The sequence below is a fragment of the Kribbella antibiotica genome, from assembly GCF_004349055.1.
In the GTDB taxonomy this organism is placed as follows: Bacteria; Actinomycetota; Actinomycetes; order Propionibacteriales; family Kribbellaceae; genus Kribbella; species Kribbella antibiotica.
Genome location: NZ_SMKX01000130.1, coordinates 1 through 26,311, shown reverse-complemented (window position 1 = coordinate 26,311; position 26,311 = coordinate 1). Strand labels below are relative to the sequence as shown.

General features: G+C 66.9%; 22 protein-coding genes and 1 riboswitch. Of the genes, 16 read left to right on the top strand and 6 right to left on the bottom strand.

Annotation, left to right across the window (positions count from 1 at the left end):
• The 3 genes from E1263_RS32125 to E1263_RS32115 all read right to left on the bottom strand — a co-directional run.
• Positions 1-593: DNA glycosylase AlkZ-like family protein (locus tag E1263_RS32125; RefSeq protein ID WP_165956813.1), on the bottom strand; the 593-nt coding region annotated here is incomplete at its 3' end.
• Positions 594-638: 45 nt separating this feature from the next.
• Entirely contained in the window at positions 639-1,451 is an 813-nt protein-coding gene (locus E1263_RS32120) for an SDR family oxidoreductase (RefSeq protein WP_132174251.1), read from the bottom strand.
• On the bottom strand, positions 1,448-2,917 hold the full coding sequence (locus E1263_RS32115; protein WP_132174249.1) for a flavin-containing monooxygenase: 1,470 nt from the start codon (positions 2,915-2,917) through the stop codon (positions 1,448-1,450). The genes E1263_RS32120 and E1263_RS32115 overlap by 4 nt, the downstream gene beginning before the upstream one ends.
• 76 nt (positions 2,918-2,993) lie before the next feature.
• On the opposite strand from E1263_RS32115, the gene E1263_RS32110 reads away from it, so the two are divergent.
• The 8 genes from E1263_RS32110 (at position 2,994) to E1263_RS32075 (ending at position 12,577) form a co-directional block, all read left to right on the top strand.
• Positions 2,994-3,581, top strand: a complete 588-nt coding sequence (locus tag E1263_RS32110) for a TetR/AcrR family transcriptional regulator (protein ID WP_132174247.1) — start codon at positions 2,994-2,996, stop codon at positions 3,579-3,581.
• Positions 3,582-3,733: 152 nt separating this feature from the next.
• Positions 3,734-5,191: a M36 family metallopeptidase gene (locus E1263_RS32105; RefSeq protein ID WP_132174245.1), complete on the top strand. Its 1,458-nt coding sequence runs from the start codon at positions 3,734-3,736 to the stop codon at positions 5,189-5,191.
• A gap of 37 nt (positions 5,192-5,228) precedes the next feature.
• On the top strand, positions 5,229-6,140 hold the full coding sequence (locus E1263_RS32100) for an oxidoreductase (protein ID WP_132174243.1): 912 nt from the start codon (positions 5,229-5,231) through the stop codon (positions 6,138-6,140).
• 58 nt (positions 6,141-6,198) lie between these two features.
• A complete protein-coding gene (locus tag E1263_RS32095) occupies positions 6,199-7,767 on the top strand; it encodes a CocE/NonD family hydrolase (protein ID WP_132174241.1) in 1,569 nt (522 codons plus the stop codon).
• The gene (locus E1263_RS32090; RefSeq protein WP_132174239.1) at positions 7,764-8,810 is read left to right on the top strand and encodes a lactonase family protein; all 1,047 of its coding nucleotides are present in this window, start codon (positions 7,764-7,766) and stop codon (positions 8,808-8,810) included. Before E1263_RS32095 ends, E1263_RS32090 begins: the two co-directional genes overlap by 4 nt.
• A gap of 78 nt (positions 8,811-8,888) precedes the next feature.
• On the top strand, positions 8,889-11,354 hold the full coding sequence (locus E1263_RS32085) for a LamG-like jellyroll fold domain-containing protein (protein WP_132174238.1): 2,466 nt from the start codon (positions 8,889-8,891) through the stop codon (positions 11,352-11,354).
• A gap of 78 nt (positions 11,355-11,432) precedes the next feature.
• Positions 11,433-12,230 carry an aldo/keto reductase gene (locus E1263_RS32080; RefSeq protein ID WP_132174236.1) on the top strand — a complete coding sequence of 266 codons (798 nt, stop codon included), beginning with the start codon at positions 11,433-11,435 and terminating at the stop codon, positions 12,228-12,230.
• A 5-nt stretch (positions 12,231-12,235) separates the two neighbouring features.
• Positions 12,236-12,303: riboswitch (guanidine-III (ykkC-III) riboswitch) on the top strand.
• 19 nt (positions 12,304-12,322) lie between these two features.
• Positions 12,323-12,577 carry a CBU_0592 family membrane protein gene (locus E1263_RS32075; protein WP_132174234.1) on the top strand — a complete coding sequence of 85 codons (255 nt, stop codon included), beginning with the start codon at positions 12,323-12,325 and terminating at the stop codon, positions 12,575-12,577.
• On the opposite strand, the gene E1263_RS32070 is transcribed toward E1263_RS32075, so the two are convergent.
• Positions 12,574-13,404 carry a hypothetical protein gene (locus E1263_RS32070; protein WP_132174232.1) on the bottom strand — a complete coding sequence of 277 codons (831 nt, stop codon included), beginning with the start codon at positions 13,402-13,404 and terminating at the stop codon, positions 12,574-12,576. The two genes, E1263_RS32075 and E1263_RS32070, sit on opposite strands and share 4 nt — an antisense overlap.
• 188 nt (positions 13,405-13,592) lie before the next feature.
• Between E1263_RS32070 and E1263_RS32065 the strand changes: the two genes are divergently transcribed.
• Genes E1263_RS32065 through E1263_RS32055 form a run of 3 tightly spaced genes read left to right on the top strand, consistent with a single transcriptional unit; the run spans position 13,593 to position 16,572 of the window.
• The gene (locus E1263_RS32065; protein ID WP_132174230.1) at positions 13,593-14,627 is read left to right on the top strand and encodes an AAA family ATPase; all 1,035 of its coding nucleotides are present in this window, start codon (positions 13,593-13,595) and stop codon (positions 14,625-14,627) included.
• Between the two features lie 29 nt (positions 14,628-14,656).
• On the top strand, positions 14,657-15,619 hold the full coding sequence (locus E1263_RS32060) for a DUF58 domain-containing protein (RefSeq protein WP_132174228.1): 963 nt from the start codon (positions 14,657-14,659) through the stop codon (positions 15,617-15,619).
• Positions 15,619-16,572: a VWA domain-containing protein gene (locus E1263_RS32055; protein ID WP_132174226.1), complete on the top strand. Its 954-nt coding sequence runs from the start codon at positions 15,619-15,621 to the stop codon at positions 16,570-16,572. The genes E1263_RS32060 and E1263_RS32055 overlap by 1 nt, the downstream gene beginning before the upstream one ends.
• A gap of 13 nt (positions 16,573-16,585) precedes the next feature.
• Here the strand turns inward: E1263_RS32055 and E1263_RS32050 are convergent, their stop codons facing one another.
• Positions 16,586-18,793, bottom strand: coding sequence for a glycoside hydrolase family 9 protein (locus E1263_RS32050; RefSeq protein ID WP_132174224.1), 2,208 nt, complete (start codon positions 18,791-18,793; stop codon positions 16,586-16,588).
• 199 nt (positions 18,794-18,992) lie between these two features.
• Here E1263_RS32050 and E1263_RS32045 point away from each other — a divergent pair, with 199 nt between their 5' ends.
• Genes E1263_RS32045 through E1263_RS32030 form a run of 4 tightly spaced genes read left to right on the top strand, consistent with a single transcriptional unit; the run spans position 18,993 to position 23,056 of the window.
• The gene (locus E1263_RS32045) at positions 18,993-20,279 is read left to right on the top strand and encodes an ABC transporter substrate-binding protein (RefSeq protein ID WP_132174222.1); all 1,287 of its coding nucleotides are present in this window, start codon (positions 18,993-18,995) and stop codon (positions 20,277-20,279) included.
• Positions 20,279-21,181 (top strand): carbohydrate ABC transporter permease, encoded by a 903-nt coding sequence (locus E1263_RS32040; RefSeq protein WP_132174220.1) that lies wholly within the window; start codon positions 20,279-20,281, stop codon positions 21,179-21,181. Before E1263_RS32045 ends, E1263_RS32040 begins: the two co-directional genes overlap by 1 nt.
• Complete coding sequence (locus tag E1263_RS32035; RefSeq protein WP_132174218.1) at positions 21,178-22,008, top strand: carbohydrate ABC transporter permease; 831 nt, start codon at positions 21,178-21,180, stop codon at positions 22,006-22,008. Before E1263_RS32040 ends, E1263_RS32035 begins: the two co-directional genes overlap by 4 nt.
• Positions 22,009-22,051: 43 nt before the next feature.
• Positions 22,052-23,056 carry a LacI family DNA-binding transcriptional regulator gene (locus tag E1263_RS32030; RefSeq protein ID WP_202869147.1) on the top strand — a complete coding sequence of 335 codons (1,005 nt, stop codon included), beginning with the start codon at positions 22,052-22,054 and terminating at the stop codon, positions 23,054-23,056.
• A 234-nt stretch (positions 23,057-23,290) separates the two neighbouring features.
• Here E1263_RS32030 and E1263_RS32025 read toward each other — a convergent pair whose 3' ends face one another.
• Positions 23,291-23,788 (bottom strand): DUF3145 domain-containing protein, encoded by a 498-nt coding sequence (locus E1263_RS32025; RefSeq protein ID WP_132174216.1) that lies wholly within the window; start codon positions 23,786-23,788, stop codon positions 23,291-23,293.
• Between the two features lie 208 nt (positions 23,789-23,996).
• On the opposite strand from E1263_RS32025, the gene E1263_RS32020 reads away from it, so the two are divergent.
• The coding region (locus tag E1263_RS32020; RefSeq protein ID WP_202869146.1) for a right-handed parallel beta-helix repeat-containing protein at positions 23,997-26,311 on the top strand (2,315 nt) is incomplete at its 3' end.

Below are 26,311 nucleotides of genomic sequence, written 5' to 3'. Positions count from 1 at the left end.
GGGGTGGGGGTTAGGTGGGCGTTGAGCCAGAGGTGGGGGAGGGACATGGCGGGGTTGCCGCCTTTGCCCCAGATGCCTCGGGGTGGGGTTTGGATGGTGGGGAGGAGGCAGCGGACGGCGTGGGCCAGGGCGGCGGGGTCTCGGTCGGGCCAGAGAGGGGCCAGGTGTTCGCGGAGTTGGACGGCGGTGGCGGGCGATTCGGTGATGCGGTCGGTGCCGGCCTGGAGGACGGCGGGCATGTCGAGGCCCTCTAGGCGGTGGCGGCCGTAGGTCATGTTTTGGAAGACCTCGCGGTCGAGGCGGGGTTGGATGAGGGGGCGGAAGGCTAGGAAGTCGCGGCTCGACATGAGGTGGATGGTGGCGCGCATCATGGAGCCGCGGACCGCTTCGCGGCCTTCGAGGAGTTTGACGAGGTTGTCGGGCTGGAACGTGGTGAGGCGGGTCCAGAGGCCGACGTACGGCGCGAGTGGGATCTGGGCCTGCATGCCGACGAGGTGCTCGATGGTTTCGAGGGCGGTGGCGTCGTTGCGTTCGAGCAGCCATTGACGCTGCAGAGTGGCGCGGTTCTGGGCTTGCAGGCTCAACTTCGACATGGCCGATCTTCTCCTGGCGAGCGGTTCATGTGCCAGGAGTGCGGGCTACTGTCGCGATGCGCTGAAGGTGGTCACACGCTCTGTGTACGACGAGCGGGCTGCGGGGTCGGCGTGGAGTCCGCGGTCGTCGCCGGCTAGGCGGCGGGCTTGGGACATGAGGCGGGTGGGGGTGAGGCCATCGAGGGTTTTCCAGGCGCCTAGCCAGCGGGGGACTGTTAGTTCGGGTTGGCGGGTCCGGCAGGTGCGGAGGACGGCGGCTGCTACGTCGGTGGGTTCAACGGTGGGGAGGATGCCGCCTAGGCGGACGCCGGAGGAAAGGGAGGTGCGGACGGCGGAGGGGAGGACCGCGCTGGCTGTGACACCGGTGCCGTGGAGTTCGCGGCGGATGGCGGCGGTGAGGCCTACGGCGGCGTACTTGGAGGCGTTGTAGACGGCCATGCCGGGGAAGGGGATCTTGCCGGCCATGGAGGCGATGTTGACGATGTGGCCTTGGTGGCGGTCGATCATGTGGGGGAGGGTCAGGCGCATGCCGTGGATGAGGCCCCAGACATTGACGTCCAGGGTGGCGCGGCTGATCTCGTCGGGTTCGTCGAGGAAGCTGCCCAGGGGCATGACGCCCGCATTGTTGACCAGTACGTCGATGTGGCCGGAGTCGGCGAGGACGGTGTCGATGAAGGTGGCGAACGACGTGCGGTCGGTGACGTCGAGTGGGTGGACCGAGGAGTCGCCGGCTGCGTCGAGGTCGCCGCGGTGGACGGTGGCGCCGGCTGCGGTGAAGGCCGCGGCGGTGGCTTGGCCGATGCCTCGGGCGGCGCCGGTGACTACTACGACCGCGCCTTCGAGAGCGAGGGGCTTCATCGGACTACCTCCAGCGACTTGGTGATCGTGTAAGCGGATTCGTTGAAGGGGGAGATGTCGCGGCGGAGGCGGGCGGTGGACCAGGGCCAGTTGAAGGAGTTGCGACCGGTGCGGTCGTGGTAGTAGCTGGTGCAGTTGCCGGATTCGTAGACGGTGCCGGACAGGGCGGATTGGACGGCGGTGACGAAGGCGGCTTGGGCTTCGGGGCGGACGTCGAGGGTGGACCAGTTGCGGTTGAAGAGTGCCGAGACGGCGCTGATCACGTGGTCCAGCTGGGTTTCGAGAATGGTGAAGGCCGAGGTGTGGCCGGTGCCCAGGTTGGGGCCTAGGAGGTTGAAGGCGTTCGGGAAGCCGGCGACGGTGGTGCCGAGGTAGGCGCGCGGTGAGCCTTGCCAGACGTCGGCGAGGGATTGGCCGGCGGCGTTGTGGACGCGGGTGGCGATGGGGAGGTCGAGGATCTTGAAGCCGGTGCCGAGGATGACGACGTCGGCTTCGACGCGGGTGCCGTCGGCGCCGATCACCGCACCCCCGTCGAAGCCGGAAACGGCCGTGGGGTGGACGGAGACGTTGCTCGCGGCAAGGGCCGGGTAGTAGGTGTTCGACATCAGGATGCGTTTGCAGCCGAGCGTGTAGGTCGGGGTGAGGGTCGAGCGCAAGGCGGCCGACGGCACGGAGCGGCGGAGGTGCAGGCGGCCGGCGGCTTCGACGAGGCGCATCAGGCGGGGGTGGCGGAAGCCGAGGCCGAAGGCTTCCATACCGAGGTATTCGGCTTTGCGCAGCAGACGTTGGGCGAACGGGAAGGTTCGGAAGAGCCAGCGCTCGGCGGACGGTACGTAATGGTCCGGCTTCGGGAGGACCCATTGGGCGGTGCGCTGGAAAACGTGCAGGGAGGCCACTGAAGGCTGGATGGCGGGGACGAACTGCACCGCTGAGGCACCCGTGCCGATGACGGCAACCCGCTTGCCGGCAAGGGAGACCGAGTGGTCCCAGCGGGACGAGTGGAAGATCGGGCCGTCGAAGGTGCCGGGGATCGATGGCATCAACGGCTCGTGCCACGGGCCGGTAGCGGTGATCAGCACCCGCGCTTCGAGTGGGCCGGTGGAGGTCTCCAACCGCCACACTGCACGCGCGGGATCCCACGAAGCGCGCAGCAGTTCGACACCGAAGCGCAGGTGCGGCACGACGTCGTACCGAGCGGCTGTGTCCTCGAGGTACTGCTGGATCTCGGCCTGTTCGGCGAAGGCTCGGGTCCAGGACGGATTCGGGGCGAACGAATACGAGTACAAAGCCGACGGTACGTCGCACGCGCAGCCCGGATACGTGTTGTCACGCCAGGTCCCACCCAGTGCAGGCCCCTTCTCCAGTACGGCGAAGTCCGTGATACCGGCCTGTCGTAGCCGGATCGCCGCACCGAGACCGGAAGCCCCAGCACCAATGATGACAACGTCCTTGAACAACCCAGTCATGGACGACCACCTCCAGAAACCGACGGTATCCGAATACTCAGAGAATTCCAATACCGGAGCCACTAGAGTGCAGGACATGGCGAGGATGACCCGCGCGGAGAGCCAGGCGCAGACCCGAGGGACCTTGGTGGCGACCGCGTCCGAACTGTTCCTCAAGGACGGGTACGCCGCCACGTCGCTGGAGAAGGTGGCCGACGAGGCAGGCTTCTCGAAGGGCGCGGTCTACTCGAACTTCCGCAACAAGGACGAGCTCTGCCTCGCGGTTGTCGACGCGATTCGCGAAGGGCAGGCGCACAAACTGGCGCAGGCCCTTGAGGGGGCCGCGACGCTCGACAAGATGCTCGAAGGCTTCCAGCGCTGGGCCGATGAGACCATCGGCGATGTCGGTTGGACGGTGTTCGAGGTCGAGTTCTCGACCCGCGCCCGCCAGGACGAGAGCCTGCGCAGAGAGCTTGCCGAGCGCAACGCAGCGATCCGCAACGCGGCCGCGCTGCTGCTCGGCGCACACGCACTCGCGTTCGGCATCACCCTGCCGATGCCGGCTGCGGACTGCGCGACGGCCCTGCTCAGTCTGGGCGTAGGCCTCGGGGTGCAGCGAGCGATCGACCCTGGCGTCGGCGTCGACGTGCTGCCCAGCGTCATCCGGCTACTGGCCGGTCGCTGAAAATTAGGGCCTTGACAAGGTTTTCCCTTGCCGCCGGAATTTGCCCGGACGTTCTGCTTCCCTCCGGGTACCGAAGGCAACTAGGGTCTCGACGGATCGTAGTGGTTGCGTCACGCAACCTGAACGAATCGCCGACTGTGGGAGGGAATGCAATGTCGAACCGCCGTAAGGCGATCGTGGCCGTCACCGCCGGGCTGGCCACCATCTCGCTCGGTCTGTCCTTCACCAGCGCCGCGGGGGCCGCGCCGGAAGCCACCACCCTGGGCAGCCTGAAGCTCGTCAAGACCAAGACATCGTTGCTCGGCAAGCACTACTGGTACCAGCAGACCTTCAAGGGCCTGCCGGTCATCAACGGGTACTACGCGAAGCACGAGAGCAAGGCCGGCGTGCAGATCGCCGACGGCCGGGACGCCATCCCGGCGAACCTGGACGTCTCGGCGAAGCTGCCGGCCGCGACCGCCAACACCAAGGCCGCCGAGGCGATCAACGCCAAGGCTGCCCGGGCCCGCATCGTCGGCGCCGACAAGGAGGCCGAGAAGGTCCCGGCCGCCGGCAAGGGTACGGCGCAGCTGGCCGTCATCGGTGGTCCGAACGCCCGCCTGGTCTGGTCGGTCACCAACCGCTCCGGTGAAGGTGCGACTCGGAGCCTGGTCGACGCCGACAGCGGCGCGGTCGTCGAGTCGAAGGTGATCAGCGACAACGCCACCGGTCACGGCTCGGTCTTCGACCCGAACCCGGTCGTCAGCGAGCAGAACGAGCAGCTGACCGACCAGAACGACAAGAACACCGACGAGCTGTTCCTGGCGCAGAAGAACGTCGTACTGCGCAACCTGGACGGCTCCGGCAAGCTCAACGGCACCTACGTGAACATCGCGGAGGCCAAGGGCGGGGTCGCGCAGAACAAGAACAACAACTTCGTCTACCAGCGCGCGAACGACAAGTTCGAGCAGGTGAAAACGTACTACCACGTCAACCAGACGCAGGAGTACATCCACAAGCTGGGCTTCACCGAGGTCAACAACGAGTCCCAGGACTTCTCCATCAACACGTTCGCCGGGGACAACTCGTTCTACGACCCGTCGGTCGACGTGATCACGATGGGCGAAGGTGGCGTCGACGACGCCGAGGACGCCGAGGTGATCTGGCACGAGTACGGTCACGCGATCCAGGACGACGTCGTCCCGGGCTTCGGTGAGTCGCTCGAGGCCGGTTCGATCGGTGAGGGCTTCGGCGACTACTGGGCCGTCACGATGTCGGTTCCGGTCAGCAAGGGCTTCAACCTGCCCTGCGTGATGGACTGGGACGCGACGTCGTACACGTCCACCGAGCCGCACTGCCTGCGTCGCACCGACACCGGCAAGACCACTGACGACATCGTCGGTGAGGTGCACGACGACGGTGAGATCTGGTCGAACGCGCTGTGGGACATCCACCAGGCGCTCGGTCGCGAGAAGTCGAACAAGGTCGTCCTCGAGGGCACGTTCTTCTACGCCCCCGACACGTCGTTCGCTGACGCCGCCCGCGTCACCGTGCAGGCCACCCGCCTGCTCTACGGCAAGGCCGACGCCCAGAAGGTCACGGACGCTTTCAAGGCCCGCAAGATCCTCTAGCGGTAACAGGTCATGCGCCTGCAGCTACTGTGGGCGCATGACCTGGAGTACGTCGGACATCCCAGACCTGACCGGACGACGCGCGCTGGTCACCGGCGCCACCAGTGGACTCGGCTACGAGACGGCCAAGGTGTTGCTGCAACGCGGCGCTGAGGTGATCCTCGCGGCGCGTAACCCGGAGAAGACCGCAGAGGCAGCACGCAGGCTCACCGGCGACACCCAGCGGGTGCCGGTCACGGTGGAGCTGGACCTGGCGGACCTGTCGAGTGTGGAGCGTGCGGCCACACACCTCACGAACACCTACGACAGCATCGACATCCTGGTCAACAACGCCGGCGTGATGGCGACGCCGTACCGGCAGACTCTGGACGGGTTCGAGCTGCAGATCGGCACCAACCACCTGGGGCACTTCGCCCTCACGGCTCGCCTCATGCCGCTGCTGCAAAGCGGCCGTGTCGTCACGGTGAGCTCCTTCATGCACAAGTCGGCTCGCATCATTCAGCAGAGCGACCTACGCCAGCCAGCCGGCAACTACTCGAAGTGGCCGCAGTACAGCATGTCGAAGCTCGCGAACCTGCTCTTCATGTTCGAGCTCGGTCGTCGGGTGCCAACTGTCGTGAGCGTCGGCGCGCACCCCGGCTACGCCTCCACACACCTGCAGGCCGCCGGCCCGGAGCTGGCCGGTGCGAAGCTCATGGCCAAGGTGTGGGCTGGGCTCAACCTGTTTGCGCAGTCGGCCGCGGCAGGTGCAGAGCCAAGCCTGTACGCCGCCACTGAGCCCGACCTGCGTTCCGGCACGTACGTCGGTCCTGGCCTCTTCGAGTTCCGGGGTGCGCCAAAGGTCGTCCAGCCGACCCAGCGGGCTCAGGACCCCCAACTCGCCGAGCAGCTCTGGGCGTGGTCCGTGGAGGCAACCGGAGTCGATCCGGCACTCACCGTGGCGAGGTAGTGACACAGCGGCAATCCTGTGGTTACCATCCGGTAATTTCCCAGCCGGAGGTCGTCTCGTGCGCAGAATTGCCGCCGCCCTAGCCGTAGCTCTCCTCGCCGCGTTGGCGCTCAGCCCGCCGGTTCAGGCCGCCCAGCCAGGCTTCGCCATCAAGTACGAACGCATTCAAGGCGCCGGTGGCATCCAGATCGGCGCCGTCGTCCTCACTCCGACCGGCCAAGGCGGCGGCCCGTTCCCGCTCGTGGTGATGCCATCCAGCTGGGGCGTCCCGAACCTCGAGTACGTCGGCCAAGGCGCCAAACTCGCCAAGTCCGGCTTCCAAGTCATCTCGTACTCCAGCCGCGGCTTCTGGGACACCGGCGGTGGCATCGACGTGGCCGGCCCGCCAACCGTTGCCGACGTCTCCAAAGTGATCGACTGGGCCGCGCTCAACACCCCCGCCGACACCAGCAAGGTTGCCGCCGTCGGCATCTCGTACGGCGCCGGTACGTCGCTCCTCGCCAGCGCAGAGGATGACCGCATCAAGGTGGTCGGTGCCCTCAGCGGCTGGGCGGACCTGATCAAGTCGATCAACCCGAACGAGACCGTCTCCCTCCAGGCCGTCGCCGGACTGCTTGCTGCCGGCAACGTCACCGGCCGCCCCGGCCCCGAAATGCAGTCCCTGCAGACCAAATTCATCACCGGCCGGTACGACGAAGCGATCGCGGAAGCCAAGGTTCTTGGCCCGGTCCGCTCCGCGCAGACCGTGATCGGCAAGATCAACGCCAACAAGCCCGCGGTCTTCCTCGCGAACGCCTTCGAGGACTCGATCTTCCCGCCGACCCAGTACACCGATTTCTTCACCGCGCTGACCGTTCCGAAGCGACTCCAGTTCGCGCACGGCGACCACGCTGTACCGGAGGTGCCTGGCGCGATCGGACTGCCGAACGAAACTTGGGACGAGCTCGTCGCCTGGATGCGCCACTACCTCAACGGCACGGATAATGGCGCCGACGCCGAGAAGTCCGTCCAGCTGAAGTCCCAGCGCGGCACCTGGCGCGGCTACGACAACTGGGCCGGTGTCGGTCAACCGCAGACGTCGTACCTGAGCAAAACCGGTTTGCAGGAAAATCCGGCAACTGGCTGGGACAGAGGCATTGCGGCCGGAATTCCGACCGTCGCCGACAGCGGCATCGCCCTGGTTTCCGGCGCGCTGCAGGGACTTTTGTCCATCCCGGTCGGCGTCGCGACCCCCTTGATCGATCGATCATTCGCCGGCGTGTGGCCGGGAAAGGTCTACCCACAAGGCGCAATCATCAACGGATCCCCGAGACTGCTCTTTACGGCAACACCCTCCGTAAAGGACACTTCACTCTTCGCGTACCTCTATGACGTCAACGCGCTAGGAGTCGGATCCTTGATCTCGCATAAGCCGCTCACCTTGCGAGGGGCAACCCCCGGCAAAGCCGTCACCATCGACCTCCGGATGGAGTCCACCAGCTGGGAAGTCCCGGCCGGGCACCATCTCGTCCTCGTCGTCGACACCGTCGACCCGCGCTATCTCGGCCGTAGTTCGGTCGGCAGTACGGTCAAGTTCAGCTCACCGGCGAACGGCCCGGCGACCCTGACTGTCCCGGTGGCCTCGTGACCACCACGCGCCGGGGATTCCTCGGCCTCACTGCTGCCGCCATCGCCTCAATTCCGGTGCTGAAGGCAACCGCTGCCGATCCGCGCTACCTCTACTACGGCAAGTACGGCGACGGTGTCGGCATCGCGACGTACGACGCGGCCGGCAAGATCACCGCCGCCGGCACCCTCAGCGGTGTCGGGGACCCGTCCTGGGTGACCCGCGTCGGGAATCGTCTGTACGCCGCCAACGAGCAGGATGCGGGCGCCGTCACGGCGATCGCGATCGATGCCCCCGGCAACCTCCGGAAGCTGAATCGCCAGACCAACGGTGGTTCTGGGCCTTGTCACCTGATCGTTGCCAACGGCTACGTCATCAGTGCGAACTACGGATCAGGTGATCTATCGGTCCAGAAGCTGAAGTCCGACGGCGGGATCGGGGCACGGACCGACCTGGTCGAGCACCAGGGCTCGTCGCCCCATGCGCACCAGGTCGTGCAGGTCGGTCAGTACATCCTGGCCGTCGACCTCGGGACCAATTCGGTCTACACCTACACGCTCAGCAGCGCCGGCAAACTGACCCTCAAGTATCAGGTGACGCTGCCCACGGGCGCCGGGCCGCGCCACCTCGCGGTGCACCCGTCGGGGAACTTCCTCTATGTGGCCAACGAGCTCAACAGCACGATCGGCGTACTGAAGTACGTCGACGGCAAGCTCACGGTGCTGAACACCCAGACCACGGTGCCGTCGGGCTCGCCGACGAACTACCCGGGCGAGGTGATCATCTCGGCGGACGGCCGGTACGTCTACCTCACCAACCGCGGCCACAACAGCATCGCCGTGTTCGCGGTCAACGGCGACGGGGCGACGCTGACCCTCAAGGGCACGCCGTCCGTCGGGGGCACCAACCCGCGGCACTGCATCATCGACCCGACCGGCACGTTGATGTTCGTCTCCAATCAGGATTCCGGGAACATCGTCAGCTTTGCGGTCGACGCGGCAACCGGCGGTCTGACCAAGAAGAGCACGTTCAGTGCGGCGTCCGTCGTGTGCGTGAATGTTTGATTGTGATCGAGGTCTTGCGTTCTTGAGCTGAAAACGTTTCCATTAGGGCGCCCTTTCACCGCCCCGAAGGGAGCTTCAATGCTCAAGCTTGTCGCCGTGGCCGCTCTTGCGGCCGCGGCCACCCTCGTGCCGACGGCCAGTGCCACCACTGCCGCTCCGGTCGAGTGGCAGCGCGGCACCCCGCCGCTCAGCACGCCCTGGACCGACGACGTCACGCCGTCCAACGCACTTCCGGAGTACCCGCGGCCCCAGCTGACCCGACCGGAGTGGCGCAACCTCAACGGCCTGTGGGAGTTCGCCGCTGCAGCGCCGGGGGAGCAGCCCCCGATCGGCCGCACGCTCGGCGAGAAGGTCCTGGTGCCTTACCCGATCGAGTCCGCGCTGTCGGGGATCCAGCGGCACGAGGACCGGATGTTCTACCGCCGTACGTTCACCGTCCCGCAGCAGTGGAAGGGCCAGCGGCTCGTCCTGCACTTCGGCGCGGTCGACTATGACGCCAAGGTCTGGGTGAACGGCCGCCTCGCCAGCACCCACCGCGGCGGGTACGACGGATTCGACGTCGATGTCACGAACTACCTGCACAGCAAGGGCCCGCAGGAGCTGATCGTCTGGGCTGAGGATCTCACTGACGAGACCTTCCAGCCGATCGGCAAGCAGCGCGAGGTCGGCGACCGCGGGATCTTCTACCAAGGCAGCTCCGGCATCTGGCGCACGGTCTGGATGGAGCCGGTGAACGCGGCGCGCATCGACCGGCTCCAGCTCACGCCGGACCTCCCCGGCAAGGCGCTCAAGGTCACCGCCGACACCTCCGGCCCGGCGAACCTCGACGTCGAAATCACGGCGTACGACGGCCGTCGTCAGGTCAGCAAGGTCCGCGGCAAGGCCGACGCGGAGGTCCGGGTCCCGATCCCGAATCCGAAGACGTGGAGCCCCGACAAGCCGTTCCTGTACGACCTCAAGGTCCGCCTGATCGACCGCGGCAAGACTGTCGACCAGGTCGGCTCGTACGCCGGCATGCGGTCGGTCGGCCTGGTCAAGGGTGCCGACGGCAAGCTTCGGATGGGCCTCAACGGCAAGGTGCTGTTCAACCTTTCCACGCTCGACCAGGGCTTCTGGCCGGACGGTCTGAACACCGCTCCGACCGACGAAGCGCTCGCTTTCGACCTTGTGCAGCACAAGAAGCTCGGCTTCAACACCGTTCGCAAGCACATCAAGGTCGAGCCGGACCGCTGGTATTACTGGGCCGACAAGCTCGGCCTGATGGTCTGGCAGGACATGCCGGCCAGCAAGACCGACGCGATCCCGGAGCCGTGGCGCGCGCAGTTCAAGTCCGAGCTGCACGAGATGATCGAGGAGCACAAGAGCTTCACCTCGATCACCGTCTGGGTGCCGTTCAACGAGGGCTGGGGTGAGTGGGACCGCGAGGAGACCGGCCGCATCGCCGACTCGGTCAAGGCCCAGGACCCGTCCCGCCTCGTCAACGCGCACAGCGGCGTGAACTGCTGCAACTCCAAGGGTGACTCGGGCCGAGGTGACCTGCTCGACCACCACGCCTACCTCGGGCCGGGAACACCCTCGCCGGCCGGTGAGCGCGCTGCCGTCGACGGCGAGCACGGTGGCTTCGGCCTGAAGACGCAGGACCACATGTGGTTCGGCGACGGGTTCGCCTACGAGATGACGCCGGACAAGGCGACGCTGACCAGACGGTACGTCGAGAATCAGCGCGATGTCCTGAAGTCGGCCAACCAGTGTGGGATCAGCGGTTCGGTCTACACCCAGATCACCGATGTCGAGGGTGAGCTGAACGGCTTCTTCACCTACGACCGGCAGGTCCCGAAGATGGACTTCGCCCAGGTCCGCACGATCAACCAGCAGATCATCGCGGGCGCCGACGGCACCGGAACCGGCGGCCCACAACCCGGTCCGGGCACACCAGGTGCCGACGGCATCCATTTCTACCCGCTCGACGGAACCGGTGAAGATGCCGTCGGCAACAACGACGCCACCTTGCAGAACGGTGCGGTCTTTGCCCCGGGCAAGAACGGCCAAGGCGTTGCCCTGAACGGATCCAACCAGTACGCCGATACCGGTGCCGCGCTGCTCGACACCAGCGGCAACTACACGGCGAGTGCCTGGGTGAAGCTGAACAAGACCGACGGTTTCCAGACGTTCGTCAGCCAGGACGGCGATCGCGACAGCGCCTTCTTCCTGCAGTACTCCGGCGCCGACCAGCGGTTCGCGATGAGCTTCCCGGGCACCCGGGCGCTCGCGCCGACCAAGCCGAACGCGAACCAGTGGTACCACGTCACCGGCGTCCGGGACGCGGCCAAGGGTGAGCTGCGCGTGTACGTCGACGGCCAACTGGCCGGCGCGAAGTCGGCCTGCAGCCTGGACTCGACCTCGACCGGTAACACCGTGATCGGCCGCGGGAAGTTCGGCGGCAACCCGGTCGACTACCTCGACGGAACGGTCGATCAGGTGCACGTCTACGACCGTGCGTTGACCGATCAGGAGGTCAAGGCGCTCTACGACTCCGGTCGCTGACACTCTGGCCCGAGATGCGAGTACGTCGCACACCACCGATTCTTGTCAGTACCTAATGACTACGAGGAGGTGGGTGCGATGGCAGCACCAAGCCATGCGCTCGCACCTCAGGCCGTCAACAAGTTCCGGCCACCCCGTTTCGGCTTAGGAGGCTCACGCCTCGGTGAGCCGGACGGGGACACGGCCGCAACCGCAACCATCGACGCGGCCTACCAAGCCGGCATCCGCTTCTTCGACACCTCCCCGTCGTACGGGGAATCCGAAGCAAGACTCGGTACGGCGCTCAGTCGCCGCCCGCGCGGTGAATTCCTCGTCTCCACCAAGGTGGTCGGCGATGACCCCGAGGTGTCGGTCCGCGGCAGTATGCAGCGCCTCGGGCTCGGCGTGGACCTCGTGCTCGTCCCGGAGGCAACCGCATCGGCGTACCCGGTGCTCGAGGGGCTGCGGCGCCAAGGCGTGATCAAGGCGATCGGCGCCGCCTCGACCGACTGGCAAGTGCTTGATCATCTCGTCCGCGATCACGAGCTCGACTGTGTCCTGCTGGCGGGCCAGTTCTCGCTGTTAGACCAGAGCGCACGCCCACTGCTCGATCGCTGCCTCGCCCGCGGCGTCTCGGTCATTGTGTCCGGCGTCCTCTCACCCGAGGTGCTGCACAACGACAGCGTGCAGACCCGGCGTATCTCCGCCGTCTGCGAGCGGTACGGCGTCTCGCTGCCGCAGGCCGCGCTCGCGTTCCCGTCCCGGCACACCGCTGTCACCTCAGTGCTGATCTCGGCCGCCAGCCCCGCCGAGATCCGGGCCGATGCAGCCCTGGTGCGGCAACCGGTCCCGGCAACGCTGTGGCGAGACCCGGAATTGCTCCGTTTGCTATCGTAGGAATCCAGGCTGTGCGAACTGCACAGCCCCGGACGAGTGGCGTCGTACCCGGTCGGTGACAAGACGACGCCCGCCCCCTGGAGGGGCACCTCATGCATGCCCTCGACATTGTCGAAATCGTCGGTGCACTGGTTGTTCTGGTCGCCTTCGCGGCCGCCCAGGCCGGAAAGCTTCGCCAGCGCACGCTGACCTACCAGCTACTGAACTTCCTCGGCTCCGGCCTGCTGGCCGCGATCGCGCTCCAGGAGCAGTCCTGGGGCTTCCTACTGCTCGAAGGCAGCTGGGCCGTGATCAGCCTGATCGGTCTGCTCACGCTGCACCGAAACCGCGAGCCGCAACAAGCCTAGAACTTGTCGCCGGGGTTCGTCGGGCCGGTCTCCGTCGGCGACGGGAGCGTCCCGGTCGGGTTCGGAGTCGTTCCCGGGGTGGGGCTCTCGGTATTCGGCGGCGGAGTCGTCGGCGTGACCGTCACCGTGACCGTGCCCGACGGGGTCGGGACAACCGGCGGCGGGTCCAGCGGCGGCGAGTCCTTGAACAGTTGCCAGGCCAGGAACAAGGCCAGCGCCGAGATCAACAGCATCGTCGCCAGCGCGAACCAGATCGCCGCCCACGACGGCGGCCGCAGCGCGGTCGGCCACGGCAGCGGCCAGATCCGGAACAGGCCAGGCCGGCGCCGGCCCTCCCAGTAGTGCCGGAAGTCGGGCCCACGCCGCCGTCCGTGCTGCGGAACCCGATCCATCAGTACGGCGGACAGCACGTCCTCGCCCCGTCGTTCCGCCAGCAACCGCTCGTCCGCCGCGGCACTCGAGCCGTCGTCGTCGCGGATCGGCCCGAACGCGGCCCACAGCGCAAGGTCGTCGTCGTCCTCGTCGTTGTGCGCCAGTACGACGTCGTCGGGCAGCCCGTCGACGGCGATCACGAACCGGTCCCGGGCGGAGGCGTCGTCGGCCGAGCCCTCGGTCATCAGCGCGACCACGGCGTTCCGCCCGCGCTCGTCACTGGCCGTGTACAGGTAACCGGCGGCATTCGCGCCCAGCCGGCCCCGCAACCAGAACTCGCCGACCCGCGGCGGATCCTCGGGCTGCAGCGGGAGCGCGGCAGGAATCAGCGACACAGGTGCCTCCACCGGCTGCTCGGCCGGCTGCACCTCCGTGGTCGATTCGGTCGCAGTCATCGCCCCAATCCCACCACATCCCTGGTAGCACTGTCGCCGGGGGCGCGTGCGGCCCCGGCATTTGAGTCCTCGGGGAGGATGGGCGCGGTGGGCCGTGCAGCAGCGGACCCGCGGATCTGATGGAATGGCCGGTGTCGAACGCATCGGGGAGTGACAAGGTCCGCACTCTGGACCCCGGAAGGACAGGCATGACCGAAACCACTGTGCCGGCTGGATCGGTGGCGCAGCAGTCCCGGCTGATCGGCGAGGCACTCAGCGAGGTCAAGCGGGTGATCGTCGGCCAGGAGCACATGGTCGAGACCCTGATGGTCTCGCTGCTCGCCAAGGGTCACTGCCTGCTCGAGGGTGTGCCGGGTGTCGCCAAGACGCTCGCCGTGCGGACCTTCGCCTCCGTGGTCGGCGGGACCTTCGCCCGGATCCAGTTCACCCCCGACCTGGTCCCCTCCGACATCGTCGGTACCCGGATCTACCGGCAGACGAAGGAACAGTTCGACATCGAGCTCGGTCCGAGCTTCGTGAACTTCGTGCTCGCCGACGAGGTGAACCGGGCCCCGGCCAAGGTGCAGTCGGCGATGCTCGAGCTGATGGCCGAGCGGCAGGTGTCGATCGGCGGCCAGACCTTCCCGATGCCGAAGCCGTTCATCGTGATCGCGACCCAGAACCCGATCGAGTCCGAGGGCGTCTACCCGCTGCCCGAGGCGCAGCGGGACCGGTTCCTGGTCAAGATCGACGTACCGCACCCGCGGGGGCACGAGGAGTTCGAGATCCTCCGCCGGATGAGCGTCGACCCGCCCGAGCCGCGGCCGGTGCTGGCCCCGGAGACGATCATGGAGCTGCAGCGCGCCGCCGAGCAGGTCTTCGTGCACAACCTGGTCGCGGAGTATGCCGTGCGCCTGGTGATGGCGACCCGGACGCCGACCGACTTCCACCTGCCCGACCTGGAGCCGATCATCGAGCTCGGTGTCAGCCCGCGGGCGACGCTCGGCCTGGTCTCGGCCGGTCGGGCGCTCGCGCTGATCCACGGCCGTGACTACCTGCTGCCGAGCGACATCCAGACCGTCGCGCTCGACGTGATGGGCCACCGGATGGGCCTGACCTTCGACGCCGTTGCCGACAACATCGACCCGCGCGCCGTCGTCGAGCGCATCCTGGCCACCGTCCCGCCGCCCCAGCCGGTCTGGCGCGACGGCAGCGACGGCCAGGGCCGCCCGGAGTTTGTGTAGTGGCCAACCGTCCCGACCCGCGAGTTGCGATGACGATCTCGCAGCTCGCGCCCGAACGGGCGTTGCGGCGGCTGGAGCTGACCGTCGTACGGCGCCTTGAGGGGTATTTGCACGGTGAGCACATGGGCCTCTTGCCGGGGCCCGGCACCGAACTGGCCGAGGCGCGGGCGTACCAGGTCGGCGACGACGTGCGACGGATGGACTGGGCAGTCACCGCCCGTACGACGATCCCGCACGTGCGGGATCTGATCGCCGACCGTGAGCTGGAGACGTGGGCCCTTGTGGACCTGTCCGGCTCGATGAACTTCGGTACGTCGACCCTGGAGAAGCGCGAGCTGGCTGTCGCAGCCGTGGCCACGGTCGGGTTCCTGACCCACCGGCTCGGTGACCGGTTCGGCGGGCTGATGCTGCGTGACTCCTCGTTGCGGCGCTGGCCGGCGCGTTCTGGCCGCCTCGCCCTGTACGGACTGCTCCGCGCGTTGCTGGCCGAGCAGTTCACGGCCGAGGCCTCCGCGCACCGCAGCGACTTGTCCGCGGCCTTGGAATCAATGGCCCGGACGCAGCGCAAGCGCGGTCTGCGCGTGGTCGTCTCCGACTTCCTCACCCCGGAAGACGGCGAGATCGACAGCCGGATGGAGCCGTCCTGGGAGCGGGCGATGCGCAAGCTGACCGCCCAGCACCAGGTGCTCGCCGTGGAGATCGTCGACCCGCGGGAGCTCGAGCTGCCGAACATGGGTGTCGTCATGATCGGCGACCCCGAGACCGGCCAGGTCCGCGAGATCGACACCCGCCGGCGCAAGGTCCGCGAGGCCTTCGCGACCGCCGCACTGGCACAGCGGGAACGAACCCGGATCGCCCTGCGTAGGGTAGGGGCGGGCCATCTGGTCCTGCGGACCGACCGGGACTGGGTCGCCGACACCGTGCGCTTCGTGCTCGCCTACCGGCGGATGGCACCGCGCTTGCACCAACCGCCGAAGGGAGTGGCTCGCTGATGGAGTTCCTGTCTCCCGGCAGGTTGTGGATTCTGCTGGTCATCCCGGTGGTCATCGCGGCCTACGTCTATCTGCAGCGCCGGCGCGCGCAGTACGCGCTGCGCTTCACCAACATCGCGCTGCTAGACCGGGTCGCGCCGCGCCGCCCACAGTGGCGCCGGCACCTGGCCGTCGCGTTCGCGCTGCTGGCCGCGTTCTCCTGCACCGTTGCGTTCGCGCAGCCGAAGGCCAAGGTCAAGGTCCCGCGTGAGCGGGCCACGATCGTGGTCGCGATCGACGTCTCGCTGTCGATGATGGCCACCGACATCGACCCGAACCGGCTGGAGGCAGCCAAGAAGTCGGCGAAGAACTTCGTCAACCAGTTGCCCGGCAAGTTCAACGTCGCGCTGGTCAACTTCGCTGGGACGGCCTCGATCATCGTGCCGCCGACCACCGACCGGGCCACCGTGCTGCGGTCCATCGACGGTCTGGACCTGGCCGAGTCGACCGCCACCGGTGAAGGCATCTTCACGTCGTTGCAGGCGCTGACCCAGGTCCCGCCGGACCCGGCCCACCCGGACGACCCGGCTCCGGCGCGCATCGTGCTGCTGTCGGACGGCAAGCGGACGGTCGGCCGGACGGCGCAGGAAGGCGCGAACGCCGCCAAGGCGAAGAAGACCCCGGTCTACACGATCTGCTTCGGGACCGACTCGGGCTTCATCGAGATGGACGGGATCCGCCAGCGGGTGCCACCGGACCGGGCCGAGCTCCGCAGCGTCGCCGAGATCAGCAACGGCAAGGCCTACACCGCGGAGTCGGCCGGTGAGCTGGAGGACGTCTACAAGGACATTGGCTCCTCGGTCGGGTACGACGAGGTGGACAAGGAAGTCACCTCGCGGTTCGCCGGGATCGCCATGCTCTTCACGCTGGCCGCAGCCGGTGCGTGCGTCGCGATGGCGTCCCGCTTCCCTTAACTGAACGCTGTCCTTAGCTTTCGTCTGCGTACGTCGTCAGCCAGGCCAGCGCCGAGTTCCAGTTCACCGCGACCTCGTTGGTCGAGTACGAACCGATCTCGTCGATGTAGCACTTCGCCGGCGCGCAACCAACGAGGTTGCGCTGGGCAACGGGATCCTGCAGACCGGAGTTCGCGCCACCGGCCAGCGATCCCGGGTACGGCGAGGGATACGCCGGGTTCAGCGAGTGCGACCAGAACCGGTGGTGCTGGTTGTGGCTGTTCCGCTCGCCGTAGCCGGTCACGTAGGACTGGTTGAGCGCGTTCCGCCCGAGCAGGTAGTCCAGCGACTCCAACGCGGCCGTCTTGTACGACGCCCGCCCGGTGAGGTCCGCAGCAATCGCGAGAATCATCGCGTTGTTCGCCGTACCGGAGTTGGAGCCCCACACGTACTTGCCGTCGGCCGGCTTGTAGGGGTTGGCGTAGCCCTGTGAGCGCAGGTCGGAAAGGTAGCTGTCGGCAACGGTCGAGATCCGGTGGATCAGTTTGAGCCGTTCAATGATCGGCAACCGCCACGCGGCCCGAGCCAGCGCGAGATCCGCGAGCCCACCGGTCTCCTGCCAGGAGAACCCGTCAGATGCCTTCAGCACCGTCGTGATCCGCTTCTTGTACGACGCCTTGCCCGTGGCAGCGAACAGCTCAGCCGCGGCCCAGGAGAACTCGTCGGTCACCTTCACGTCGTCGTACGCGCCACCGCCCACGCCACCGTCCGGTGCGTAGATCGCCGGGTGCTGCTCAGCGGCCTTCCAGGCGGTCTGTGCGGCCGAGAGGCAGCGCGCTGCCAGTGCACGGTCCCAGCGGGCGTACACGCGGGCACAGCGGGCGCCGATGGCGGCGACGTTGAGGGTCGCAGCGGTCGACGGCGGGTAGAGGTAACGCTGCTGCGGGTCCGCGGCCGGGGCAAGCGCCATACCGGTCCAGGCCACGTCGTGGATCTTGTGGTGCACCATCCCGGCGAGCGGCTGACCGGTCGGGACCTGCATCCGCAGCAGGAAGTCGATCTGCCACTTGGCCTCGTCGAGCACATCCGGGATCCGGTTCTCGTTCTCCGGGATCTTCAGCGCGACATTGCGATCCGACTCCTCGTACAGATCGAGCAACTGCCACGCCGCGAGCGCTCCGTTGACGACGTACTTGCCGTGGTCGCCGGCGTCGTACCAGCCGCCGCGCACATCGAGGCTGTAGTCGCAGGTGCCGGGGAGGCAAGGGACCGAGATGTCGCCCTTGTTCGGCGCGACGCCGACGTGACCGGCCGCGCGGGCCCACGCATCGCCGACGTACTTCGCCTCGATCGGGATCCCGCTGCGGTTGTTGTAGAAGTACTCGAGCGAGTCCTGTCGCAGGGCGGTGTACAGGTTCTTCGCGATGTCGAACGGCTCGCTGACGTCGTCACCGACGACCAACGTGAAGCCGGTGCCAGAACGCTTGTAGGCACCGAAGTCGATCAGCTGCACGCTGTCGCCCGACAACGCGTCCGGCCCGTACGGCGCAGTCTTGCCGCTGGCAACCGTCTTGTTGCCGGAATCAACGAGCGTCCAGACCAGGGGAGTGGTCGCATCAGTCACGTACGTCGCGCGGTGCGGACCGCTGGGCAGATAGCCGAGCTGGTTGACCCGGACCGGTGAGCCGAAGTCGCGTACCCCACCAGGTGGCACGATTCCGCCGGTCACCGAGATGTTGTCCAGACACAGCGTGTATGCCTCTTTCGCGCCACCCGCCTGAAACGACATCTGACCGTGCGTGTCGGTCACCGGTGAGTTCGCCGTGAAGCTGAAACTCTGCATCGCTGTACCGGCGGTGACGGTCTTGTTCATGACCGTGCCGTGCGGCGGCCCCTGCTGCTGCAGGACGGCCTTGAACTGGATCGGCTTGCTGGCCGACGCGTCGAACTTCAGCGTGTACGGCTGCCCCTGCTCCAGCGGCACGTCGTCCTGACCGATCATCGAGTCCCACGGGTTGACCGTCCCGGCCGGGACCTGGGCGCAGAGCTTGCCGTCGACGACCGTGTTCGGCGTGGTCCCGCTGACCCACCATGGCTCCCGCTCGGTGTCGAAGGTTCCGTTCAGAATCCGCTCGTACGGCGGATCGGCCGCGGTGGCCGGGGTGGATGCGACCAGCGTGGCGCCAAGGACGGTGAGCGCGGCGGCGCCGGCGATCACGATGGATCGTCGTCGTATGGGCATGAAGATGCCTCCGGGAGAAGCTGGGAGCGGTTGCAGGAACCGGACAGAATCTGCAGCCAGGGTGGCGCCATGGTGCCTAGCAGGAATCCTCGTGTCAAGACTGAGACACAGGCGAAACAGGGGGTTCACAAATCCGTGGAAATCGCTTACCGTCTGGCTGGAAGCGCTCCCAGTTTCTACCAGTTTCCTGGAGGATCAGATGTCGGCAAGGTGGATCATTCCCGCAATCGGTACAGCCGTTGCGCTGGTGGCGGTGGCCGGGTGTGGGGGCTCGGGCGGCGACGACGCGGCGGCTGACGGCACGATCACGCTGACCGTGAAGACGTTCAGCCAGTTCGGGTACGAGGACCTGTACAAGGAGTACGAGGCGTCGCATCCGGGGATCAAGATCAAGGCCGACAACATCGCGAAGCTGGCCGACTACACGCCGAAGCTGCAGCAGTGGCTGACGGCGGGCAGCGGCGCCGGCGACGTGGTCGCGCTCGAGGAGGGCATCCTGGTCAAGCTGATGGCCAAGCCCGACCAGTTCGCGAACCTGCTCGACTACGGTGCCGGCAGCCTGAAGGGCAACTTCCTGGACTGGAAGTGGAACCAGGCGCTCACCACGGACGGCTCGAAACTCGTTGGCCTCGGCACCGACATCGGCGCCCAGGGCATGTGTTACCGCAGCGACCTGTTCGCGAAGGCCGGGCTGCCGACCGATCGGGACAAGGTCGGCGCACTGTGGCCGACCTGGGACGCCTACCTTGCCACCGGCAAGAAGTTCGCCGGTGCGAACACGGGCGCGAGCTTCTACGACACCTCGGGCTCGATCTACCAGAACATCCTCATGCAGCAGGGCGACACGACGTACTTCGACCGCAGCAACAAGCTGATCGTCGACAGTAATCCCGGTGTCCGGAAGGCCTGGGACCAGACCATCTCGATGGTCGACGCAGGACTGTCCGGCAAGCTGCAGATGTGGAGTCCGGCCTGGAACGCGGGCTTCAAGAAGGGCACGTTCGCGACGATCCCGTGCCCGGCTTGGATGCTGGGCATCATCAAGGACCAGGCCGGTCCGGAGAACGCCGGCAAGTGGGATGTCGCGCGGGTGCCGGGAGAGGGCGCCGTACGGGGTGGTTCGTTCCTGGCCGTGACGTCGCAGAGCAAGCACCCGAAGGAGGCTGCTGAGCTCGCGAAGTTCCTGACCAGCCCGGAGGGGCAGACCGCCGCCTTCAAGGCGAAGAACAACTTCCCGTCCGCGCCGAAGGCGATCGACGACCCGGCGGTCGCCGGGGCCAAGAACGAGTACTTCAACAACGCACCGGTCGGCCAGATCTTCGGCAAGTCCGCCAAGGAGCTGAAGCCGGTCTACCTCGGTCCGGACAACCAGCAGGTCGGCGACGCGATCGGTGATGCGCTGACCGCGGTCGAGCAGGGCAAACTCAAGTCTGAGGAAGCCTGGACCAAGGCACTGGCCGACGCGCAGCGGGCCGCCGGCAAGTGATGCGCCCGAGTCGCTGGAGCCGCTTCGACCTGCATGGGTCGCCGTACCTCTTCATTGCGCCGTTCTTCCTGCTGTTCACCGCGTTCGGTCTCTTTCCGCTGCTGTACACCGCGTGGGTGTCGCTGCGGTCCTGGGACCTGACCGGTGACGCCGGGTTCGTCGGGCTGGACAACTACAGCCGCCTGCTCGGCGACCCGGACTTCTGGAACGCGCTGGTCAATACCCTCGGGTTGCTCGTGCTGGCGACCGTCCCGCAGTTGCTGCTCGCGTTGATCGTGGCGGCCCTGCTGAACCGGCCGCTGCGAGCACTGCTCTTGTTTCGGCTCGGTGTTCTCGCGCCGATCGTCACGTCGGTCGCCGCGGTGGCGATCGTCTTCGGCCAGCTCTACGGCCGCGACACCGGCCTGGTGAACGGCCTGCTGGGGCTGGTCGGTGTCAGTCCGATCGACTGGCAGGCGAGCAAGCTGACGTCCTGGATCGCGGTCTCGAGCATGGTCAACTGGCGCTGGACGGGGTACAACGCCTTGATCTATCTGGCCGCGATGCAGGCGATCCCGCGCGATCTCTACGAGGCTGCGCAGATCGACGGCGCCGGAGCGATCCGGCAGTTCCGCAACATCACCGTGCCGCTGATCCGGCCGGCACTGATCTTCACCGTCGTGATGTCGATCATCGGCGGGATGCAGCTCTTCACTGAGCCGCTGCTGTTCGGGCAGGGCGATGTGTCGGGTGGCAGCCTGCGGCAGTTCCAGACCATCGCGATGTTCATGTTCGAGCAGAGCTTCCAGAACTTCGACTACGGGTACGGCTCCGCGGTCGCCTGGATGATCTTCCTGCTCACCGTGCTCGTCGGCGTCATCAACCTGCTGATCGGGCGGCGGCTTCGGGGAGGCACCCAATGAGAAATCAGCGCAATCCGCTCGTCTACCTGACACTGCTCGTCAGTCTGGTGCTGTCGATCTTCCCGCTGTACTGGTTGTTCGTCGTGGCGACCCGCTCCAACGACGTGGTCGGTCAGTTCCCGCCGCCGCTCGTCCCGGGCGGCAACCTCGGCGAGAACATCCAGCGGCTGTTCGGTCCGGAGGCCGAGGAGGCGCATTTCGCGCGCGGCCTGCTCAACTCCGCGATCGCCTCGGTCTGCGTCACCATCTCGGTGGTCTTCTTCTCGTCACTGGCCGGCTTCGCGTTCGCCAAGCTGCGCTTCCGCGGCCGCAACGCGCTGCTGATCTCGGTGCTGGCGACGATGATGGTGCCGGTGCAGATGGGGATCGTCCCGCTCTACATGGTGATGGTGAAGCTCGGCTGGCAGAACCATCTGCAGGCGATCATCGTCCCGTTCCTGGTGTCGGCGTTCGGCGTCTTCCTGATGCGCCAGTACGCCGAACGTGCGATCCCCGACGAATTGATCGAAGCCGCCCGCTTGGACGGCTGTACGACGTTCGGTCTGTTCATCCGGGTGGTCGCGCCCGCGTTGCGGCCTGGCGCCGCCGTACTGGGGCTGTTCACGTTCATGGGGACCTGGAACGAGTTCCTCTGGCCGCTGGCGGTGATGGAGGCGGACAACCCGACCGTCCAGTTCTCACTCAGCCAGCTCGCGACGCAGTACTACACGGATTACACCCTGATGTTCACCGGGACGCTGATCGCGACCGTGCCGCTGCTGCTCGTGTTCATCCTGTTCGGCCGGCAGCTCATCAGCGGCATCATGGACGGCGCTGTCCGGTCCTGATGCCTTACCCTCTACCCACTCCACAATCGCTGAAGGATGGCTCGTGACGCTGAAACGGCAAGTGACACTCGACGAGGTTGCCGAGCGGGCCGGTGTGTCCCGGTCGGCCGCGTCCCGGGTGATCAACAACGCGCCGCATGTCAGCAAGGCCAAACGGGATGCGGTGCAGCGCGCGGTCTCCGACCTCGGCTACGTGCCGAACGCAACGGCTCGCGCGCTCGCAACACAGCAGGTCGGAGCCGTCGTACTCGCGATCTCCAGCGACAACCCGCAGGTGTTCGCCGACCCGTTCTTCGCCGAGGTGGCGACCGGGGTGAACTCGGTGCTCGAGGAGACCGAGCTGGAGCTGGTCCTGCAGTTGGCGACGACGACGCGTGGTCAGACTCGGCTCGAGCAGGTGTTGCGCACTCGGCAGGCCGACGGCGTGATGCTGATGTCGATGCACGGTGACGACCCGATTGCGCAGCTCGCCGAGGAGTCCGACGTACCGGTGGTCTTCGGTGGCACACCGATCAGCTTCGAGCCTCGGTACTACGTGGATGCGGACAACCGCGGTGGTGCGCGGCTGGCGACTGAGCACCTGGTCGAGACCGGCCGGAGCCGGATCGCCACGATCACCGGGCGGATGGACGAGGGCGCCGGCATGGCGCGGTACAAGGGCTATCAGGAGGCCCTCGCGATGGCCGGGCTGGATGCGCGCCGCGTCGGGTACGGCGACTTCAGTGAGGAGAGCGGTGGTCGCGCGATGGAGCAACTGCTGGCGGAGCACCCGGATCTCGACGCGGTCTTCGTTGCCTCGGACCAGATGGCGATCGGCGCGATGCGGGTGCTGAAGGATGCCGGGCGGACGATTCCGGGCGATGTGGCAATCGTTGGTTTCAACGACGTCGCGCTGGCGCGCCACACCGAGCCGCCGTTGAGCACGGTGTCGCAGCCGATCCAGTCGCTGGGGCGAGAGATGGCGCGGATGCTGCTCGCGCTGATCGCGGGGGAGTCGCCGACGCCGTTGATCCTGCCGACGCGGCTGGTCAAGCGCCAGTCCAGCTAACTCAGGCAGCTGAACACGCACGAAGGGCACGGACCCTGAGGTCCGTGCCCTTCACGTGGTGCGGCCGCTGTTTGTCACCACCGGGGGTGTCCCGACACCCGGTGGCCCAGCGGCCACGGCCCCTCCACCCTTGTGGAATGTCTGATGCTCACTCTGCCCGAAAAGTTCGGGACTTGTCTGTAGTGTTCGAAGCTTTCTTCTCAAGTTCTCAGGAACCCTTAAGTACAAGGGCTTTTAGACCACCTGATGCAGCCATCTAACCGGAGCGCCGTCTCCGGCATACCGGAACGGTTCGAGCTCGTCGTCCCAGGGCCGGCCAAGCAAACGCTCGACTTCTTCGGTCAGATCCGCCTCGCCGGTCGCCGCCTTCAGCATCGCTGCCTTCAGCCGCTCCTCGGGCACCATGATGTCGCCGTGCACCCCGGTGGTGGCGTGGAAGATTCCGAGCGTCGGCGTGAACGAGTACCGCTCGCCCTCGACGCCGTTCGTCGGCTCCTCGGTCACCTCGAAGCGCAGCTTCTGCCAACCGCGCAGCGCTGATGCGAGCTTGGCTGCCGTGCCGGCCTCAGCCTGCCAGGACAGTTCGGCCCGATACGTGCCTTGTGCCGCGGGTTGCGGCGTCCAGTCGAGTTTCACAGGCACACCAAGTACGCCGCCAGCGGCCCACTCGACATGCGGACACAACGCTGACGGCACCGTGTGGACGTACAAAACGCCACGTGTTGTCGCCACCAGGACCTCCTGTGTTCGAGGGGCGCCTTCCCCAGCGATCTCGAACGCAAATCTGGCCATCCCAGCAGAGCAACTGGGTCCATCCTGCACCACGACCCCCTCAAACACCAGTAACCTCGCCATGTCAACCACATCACTGCTGTGTCGCAGTCTTCGTGCAGGCTCGAACAGCTGGCACGACTTCGGCCTCTTTGTCAGGGTGCGTGGCATGAGACGCCTCGGAGTGCTGGCTCTGCTTGCCGCGCTGATCCCCACGCCGTTACCCGCTGCGGCTGCTGCCTCGACGACGTACTACGTGGACCCGGCAGGCAACGACGCCGCGGCCGGGACCAGTACGACGACCGCCTGGCGGAGCCTGGCAAAGGTCAACGGAACCACCTTCGGGCCGGGCGACCGGATCCTGTTCAAGGCGGGATCACGGTGGACCGGACAGTTGTGGCCCAAGGGCTCAGGTGCGGCCGGTACGCCGATCAGCATCGCGTCGTACGGCGGTGATGTGCGACCGGCGATCGACGGCGCCGGCCAGGTGGGGGACACGGTCTACCTGGAGAACCAGCAGTACTGGGACATCACCCGGCTCGAGGTCACCAACGATGCGGCCGCGCAGGCCGAACGACGCGGGATCCGGGTCCGCAACAACACCGGCGGCCGGCTCAGCGGAATCCACATCTCCGATGTCGACGTCCACCACGTGAAGAGCGAGCTCGGCCGGTACTACGGGATGAACGCCGGGATCGCGGTTGTTGCGGATGTGCCTTCGTCGGCTTGGAACGACGTACGGATCACTGGGAACGCTGTGCGAACCGTTGAGCGGATCGGGATCTTCGTCGGGCCGACTGAGCAGACGGGCAATCTCGCGGACTACCCGAACTTCCCGAAATCCACCGGCGTCGAGATCGACCACAACACGCTGAGCGACATCGGGATGGACGCGATCCTGACGTTCGTGACGCTGAATCCGCTCATCCATCACAACACGGTGAGTGGGCACTCACAGCGTCGATCGGTCTGTGGGGTTGGGTCGCGGTACTGCAACGGCGCGTCGGTCGCGATCTGGATGGCTGAGTCCGATGGGGCGCGGGTTGAGTACAACGAGGTGTCGGGTGGTGGGGTGCGCGGCGCCGAGGGGCGCGACGGTCAGGCGTATGACGTCGACTGGGGATCGGACGATGTGACGCTGCAGTACAACTACAGCCACGACAACCGGGCCGGCTTCCTGCTCGTGACGCGGGGGACGGTGACGGGCGCGGGTATTCCGGACGGCAACAACGTCGTGGTCCGCTACAACGTGAGCGAGAACGACGGCTGGTGCTTCGTCTGCTTCGGTGCCGAGGCGTTCAACGCGCCGAAGCCGTTGCGCTTCGAGAACAACGTCGACTTCGTTGGCTCGGCGACCGAACGCACGCAGCTGCTCTCCGACCTGAAGGACCCGAACGGCTTCATCGAGTACCCGTTCACGATGACCAACAACATCTTCGTCAAACTCGGCGCCGCGCTGAAACACTTGCCGACCCAGGGCGGGGTCTTTCGCGGCAATGTGTTCGCCGGTCACCACGACCGCACGCCGTTCGACCCCGATCAGCTCACGGTGCCACCGCTGTTCGTTGCCCCGGGCACCCTTGACGGTTACCGCGTGCTGACCGGGTCCTCGGCGCTCGGGAGCGGCGTACCGGTCCCTGATCAGCCGGGCGCAGACCTCTACGGCAACCCCATCGGTACGACGCCCCGCGGCGTCTACGGGGGTCCCGGGGTCGGCCCGTCGGTTGCGGGGAACCTCGCGGGGAAGGCGGAGCTGATTCCGTCGAGCACTCTTGAGGGGTACCAGTGGTCGTCGTACGCGGCGTCGGATGGAACGCGTGGCTCGTCGCCGGTCAGTCTGGGCTGGACGAGCAACAACAGCCTCGGTGTGGATCACGCTGAGTCGCTCGAAGTCCGGTTGCCGAGCCGGCGCTACTTCGACACGGTCAACCTCTTCCCGCGCAGCGACGCCGGTCACGAAGGCCAGGGCTTCCCGAAGACTTACGGCGTCGAGGTCTGGGACGGCTCCCGCTGGATCTCCGTTGCTGAACGCAACGACCAACCCGAACCGGGCGCCGCCGTACAGGAGGTGACCTTTCCGCCGCAGTGGACCGACCGCGTCCGGGTCGTCGGTCGCTCACTCCGCCCCAACCCGACCGAGAACAACGTCTACCGCATGCAGCTCGCCGAGCTCGAGGTCCGCAACTCCGCCGGGCCGCAGCTATCCGCCTCCAGCTCCTACGAAGCCCCTGGCTCCGGCTGGGACCTCCTCAACCTCCTCGACGGCGCCCCCACCGGCTGGTCCTCCAACAACCAACTCGGGGTGGATCACTCCGAGTCGGTCGAGCTGACCTACCCCACCGCGCGCACCCTCAACTCCATCACCCTGACCCCGCGCACCGACGCACCCAACACCGGCTACGGCTTCCCCGTCGACTTCACCCTCGAGTCCTGGACCGGTACCGCCTGGCAGCCCCTCCTCACCCGAACCGCCCTCCCGCTGTC

Excerpts from the sequence above, each read along its gene's own strand:
- E1263_RS32120 (WP_132174251.1), bottom strand. The coding sequence starts at position 1,451 with ATGAAGCCCCTCGCTCTCGAAGGCGCGGTCGTAGTAGTCACCGGCGCC.
- E1263_RS32115 (WP_132174249.1), bottom strand. The coding sequence starts at position 2,917 with ATGACTGGGTTGTTCAAGGACGTTGTCATCATTGGTGCTGGGGCTTCC.
- E1263_RS32110 (WP_132174247.1), top strand. The coding sequence starts at position 2,994 with ATGGCGAGGATGACCCGCGCGGAGAGCCAGGCGCAGACCCGAGGGACC.
- E1263_RS32105 (WP_132174245.1), top strand. The coding sequence starts at position 3,734 with ATGTCGAACCGCCGTAAGGCGATCGTGGCCGTCACCGCCGGGCTGGCC.
- E1263_RS32100 (WP_132174243.1), top strand. The coding sequence starts at position 5,229 with ATGACCTGGAGTACGTCGGACATCCCAGACCTGACCGGACGACGCGCG.
- E1263_RS32085 (WP_132174238.1), top strand. The coding sequence starts at position 8,889 with ATGCTCAAGCTTGTCGCCGTGGCCGCTCTTGCGGCCGCGGCCACCCTC.
- E1263_RS32080 (WP_132174236.1), top strand. The coding sequence starts at position 11,433 with ATGGCAGCACCAAGCCATGCGCTCGCACCTCAGGCCGTCAACAAGTTC.
- E1263_RS32075 (WP_132174234.1), top strand. The coding sequence starts at position 12,323 with ATGCATGCCCTCGACATTGTCGAAATCGTCGGTGCACTGGTTGTTCTG.
- E1263_RS32070 (WP_132174232.1), bottom strand. The coding sequence starts at position 13,404 with ATGACTGCGACCGAATCGACCACGGAGGTGCAGCCGGCCGAGCAGCCG.
- E1263_RS32065 (WP_132174230.1), top strand. The coding sequence starts at position 13,593 with ATGACCGAAACCACTGTGCCGGCTGGATCGGTGGCGCAGCAGTCCCGG.
- E1263_RS32060 (WP_132174228.1), top strand. The coding sequence starts at position 14,657 with ATGACGATCTCGCAGCTCGCGCCCGAACGGGCGTTGCGGCGGCTGGAG.
- E1263_RS32055 (WP_132174226.1), top strand. The coding sequence starts at position 15,619 with ATGGAGTTCCTGTCTCCCGGCAGGTTGTGGATTCTGCTGGTCATCCCG.
- E1263_RS32050 (WP_132174224.1), bottom strand. The coding sequence starts at position 18,793 with ATGCCCATACGACGACGATCCATCGTGATCGCCGGCGCCGCCGCGCTC.
- E1263_RS32045 (WP_132174222.1), top strand. The coding sequence starts at position 18,993 with ATGTCGGCAAGGTGGATCATTCCCGCAATCGGTACAGCCGTTGCGCTG.
- E1263_RS32040 (WP_132174220.1), top strand. The coding sequence starts at position 20,279 with ATGCGCCCGAGTCGCTGGAGCCGCTTCGACCTGCATGGGTCGCCGTAC.
- E1263_RS32035 (WP_132174218.1), top strand. The coding sequence starts at position 21,178 with ATGAGAAATCAGCGCAATCCGCTCGTCTACCTGACACTGCTCGTCAGT.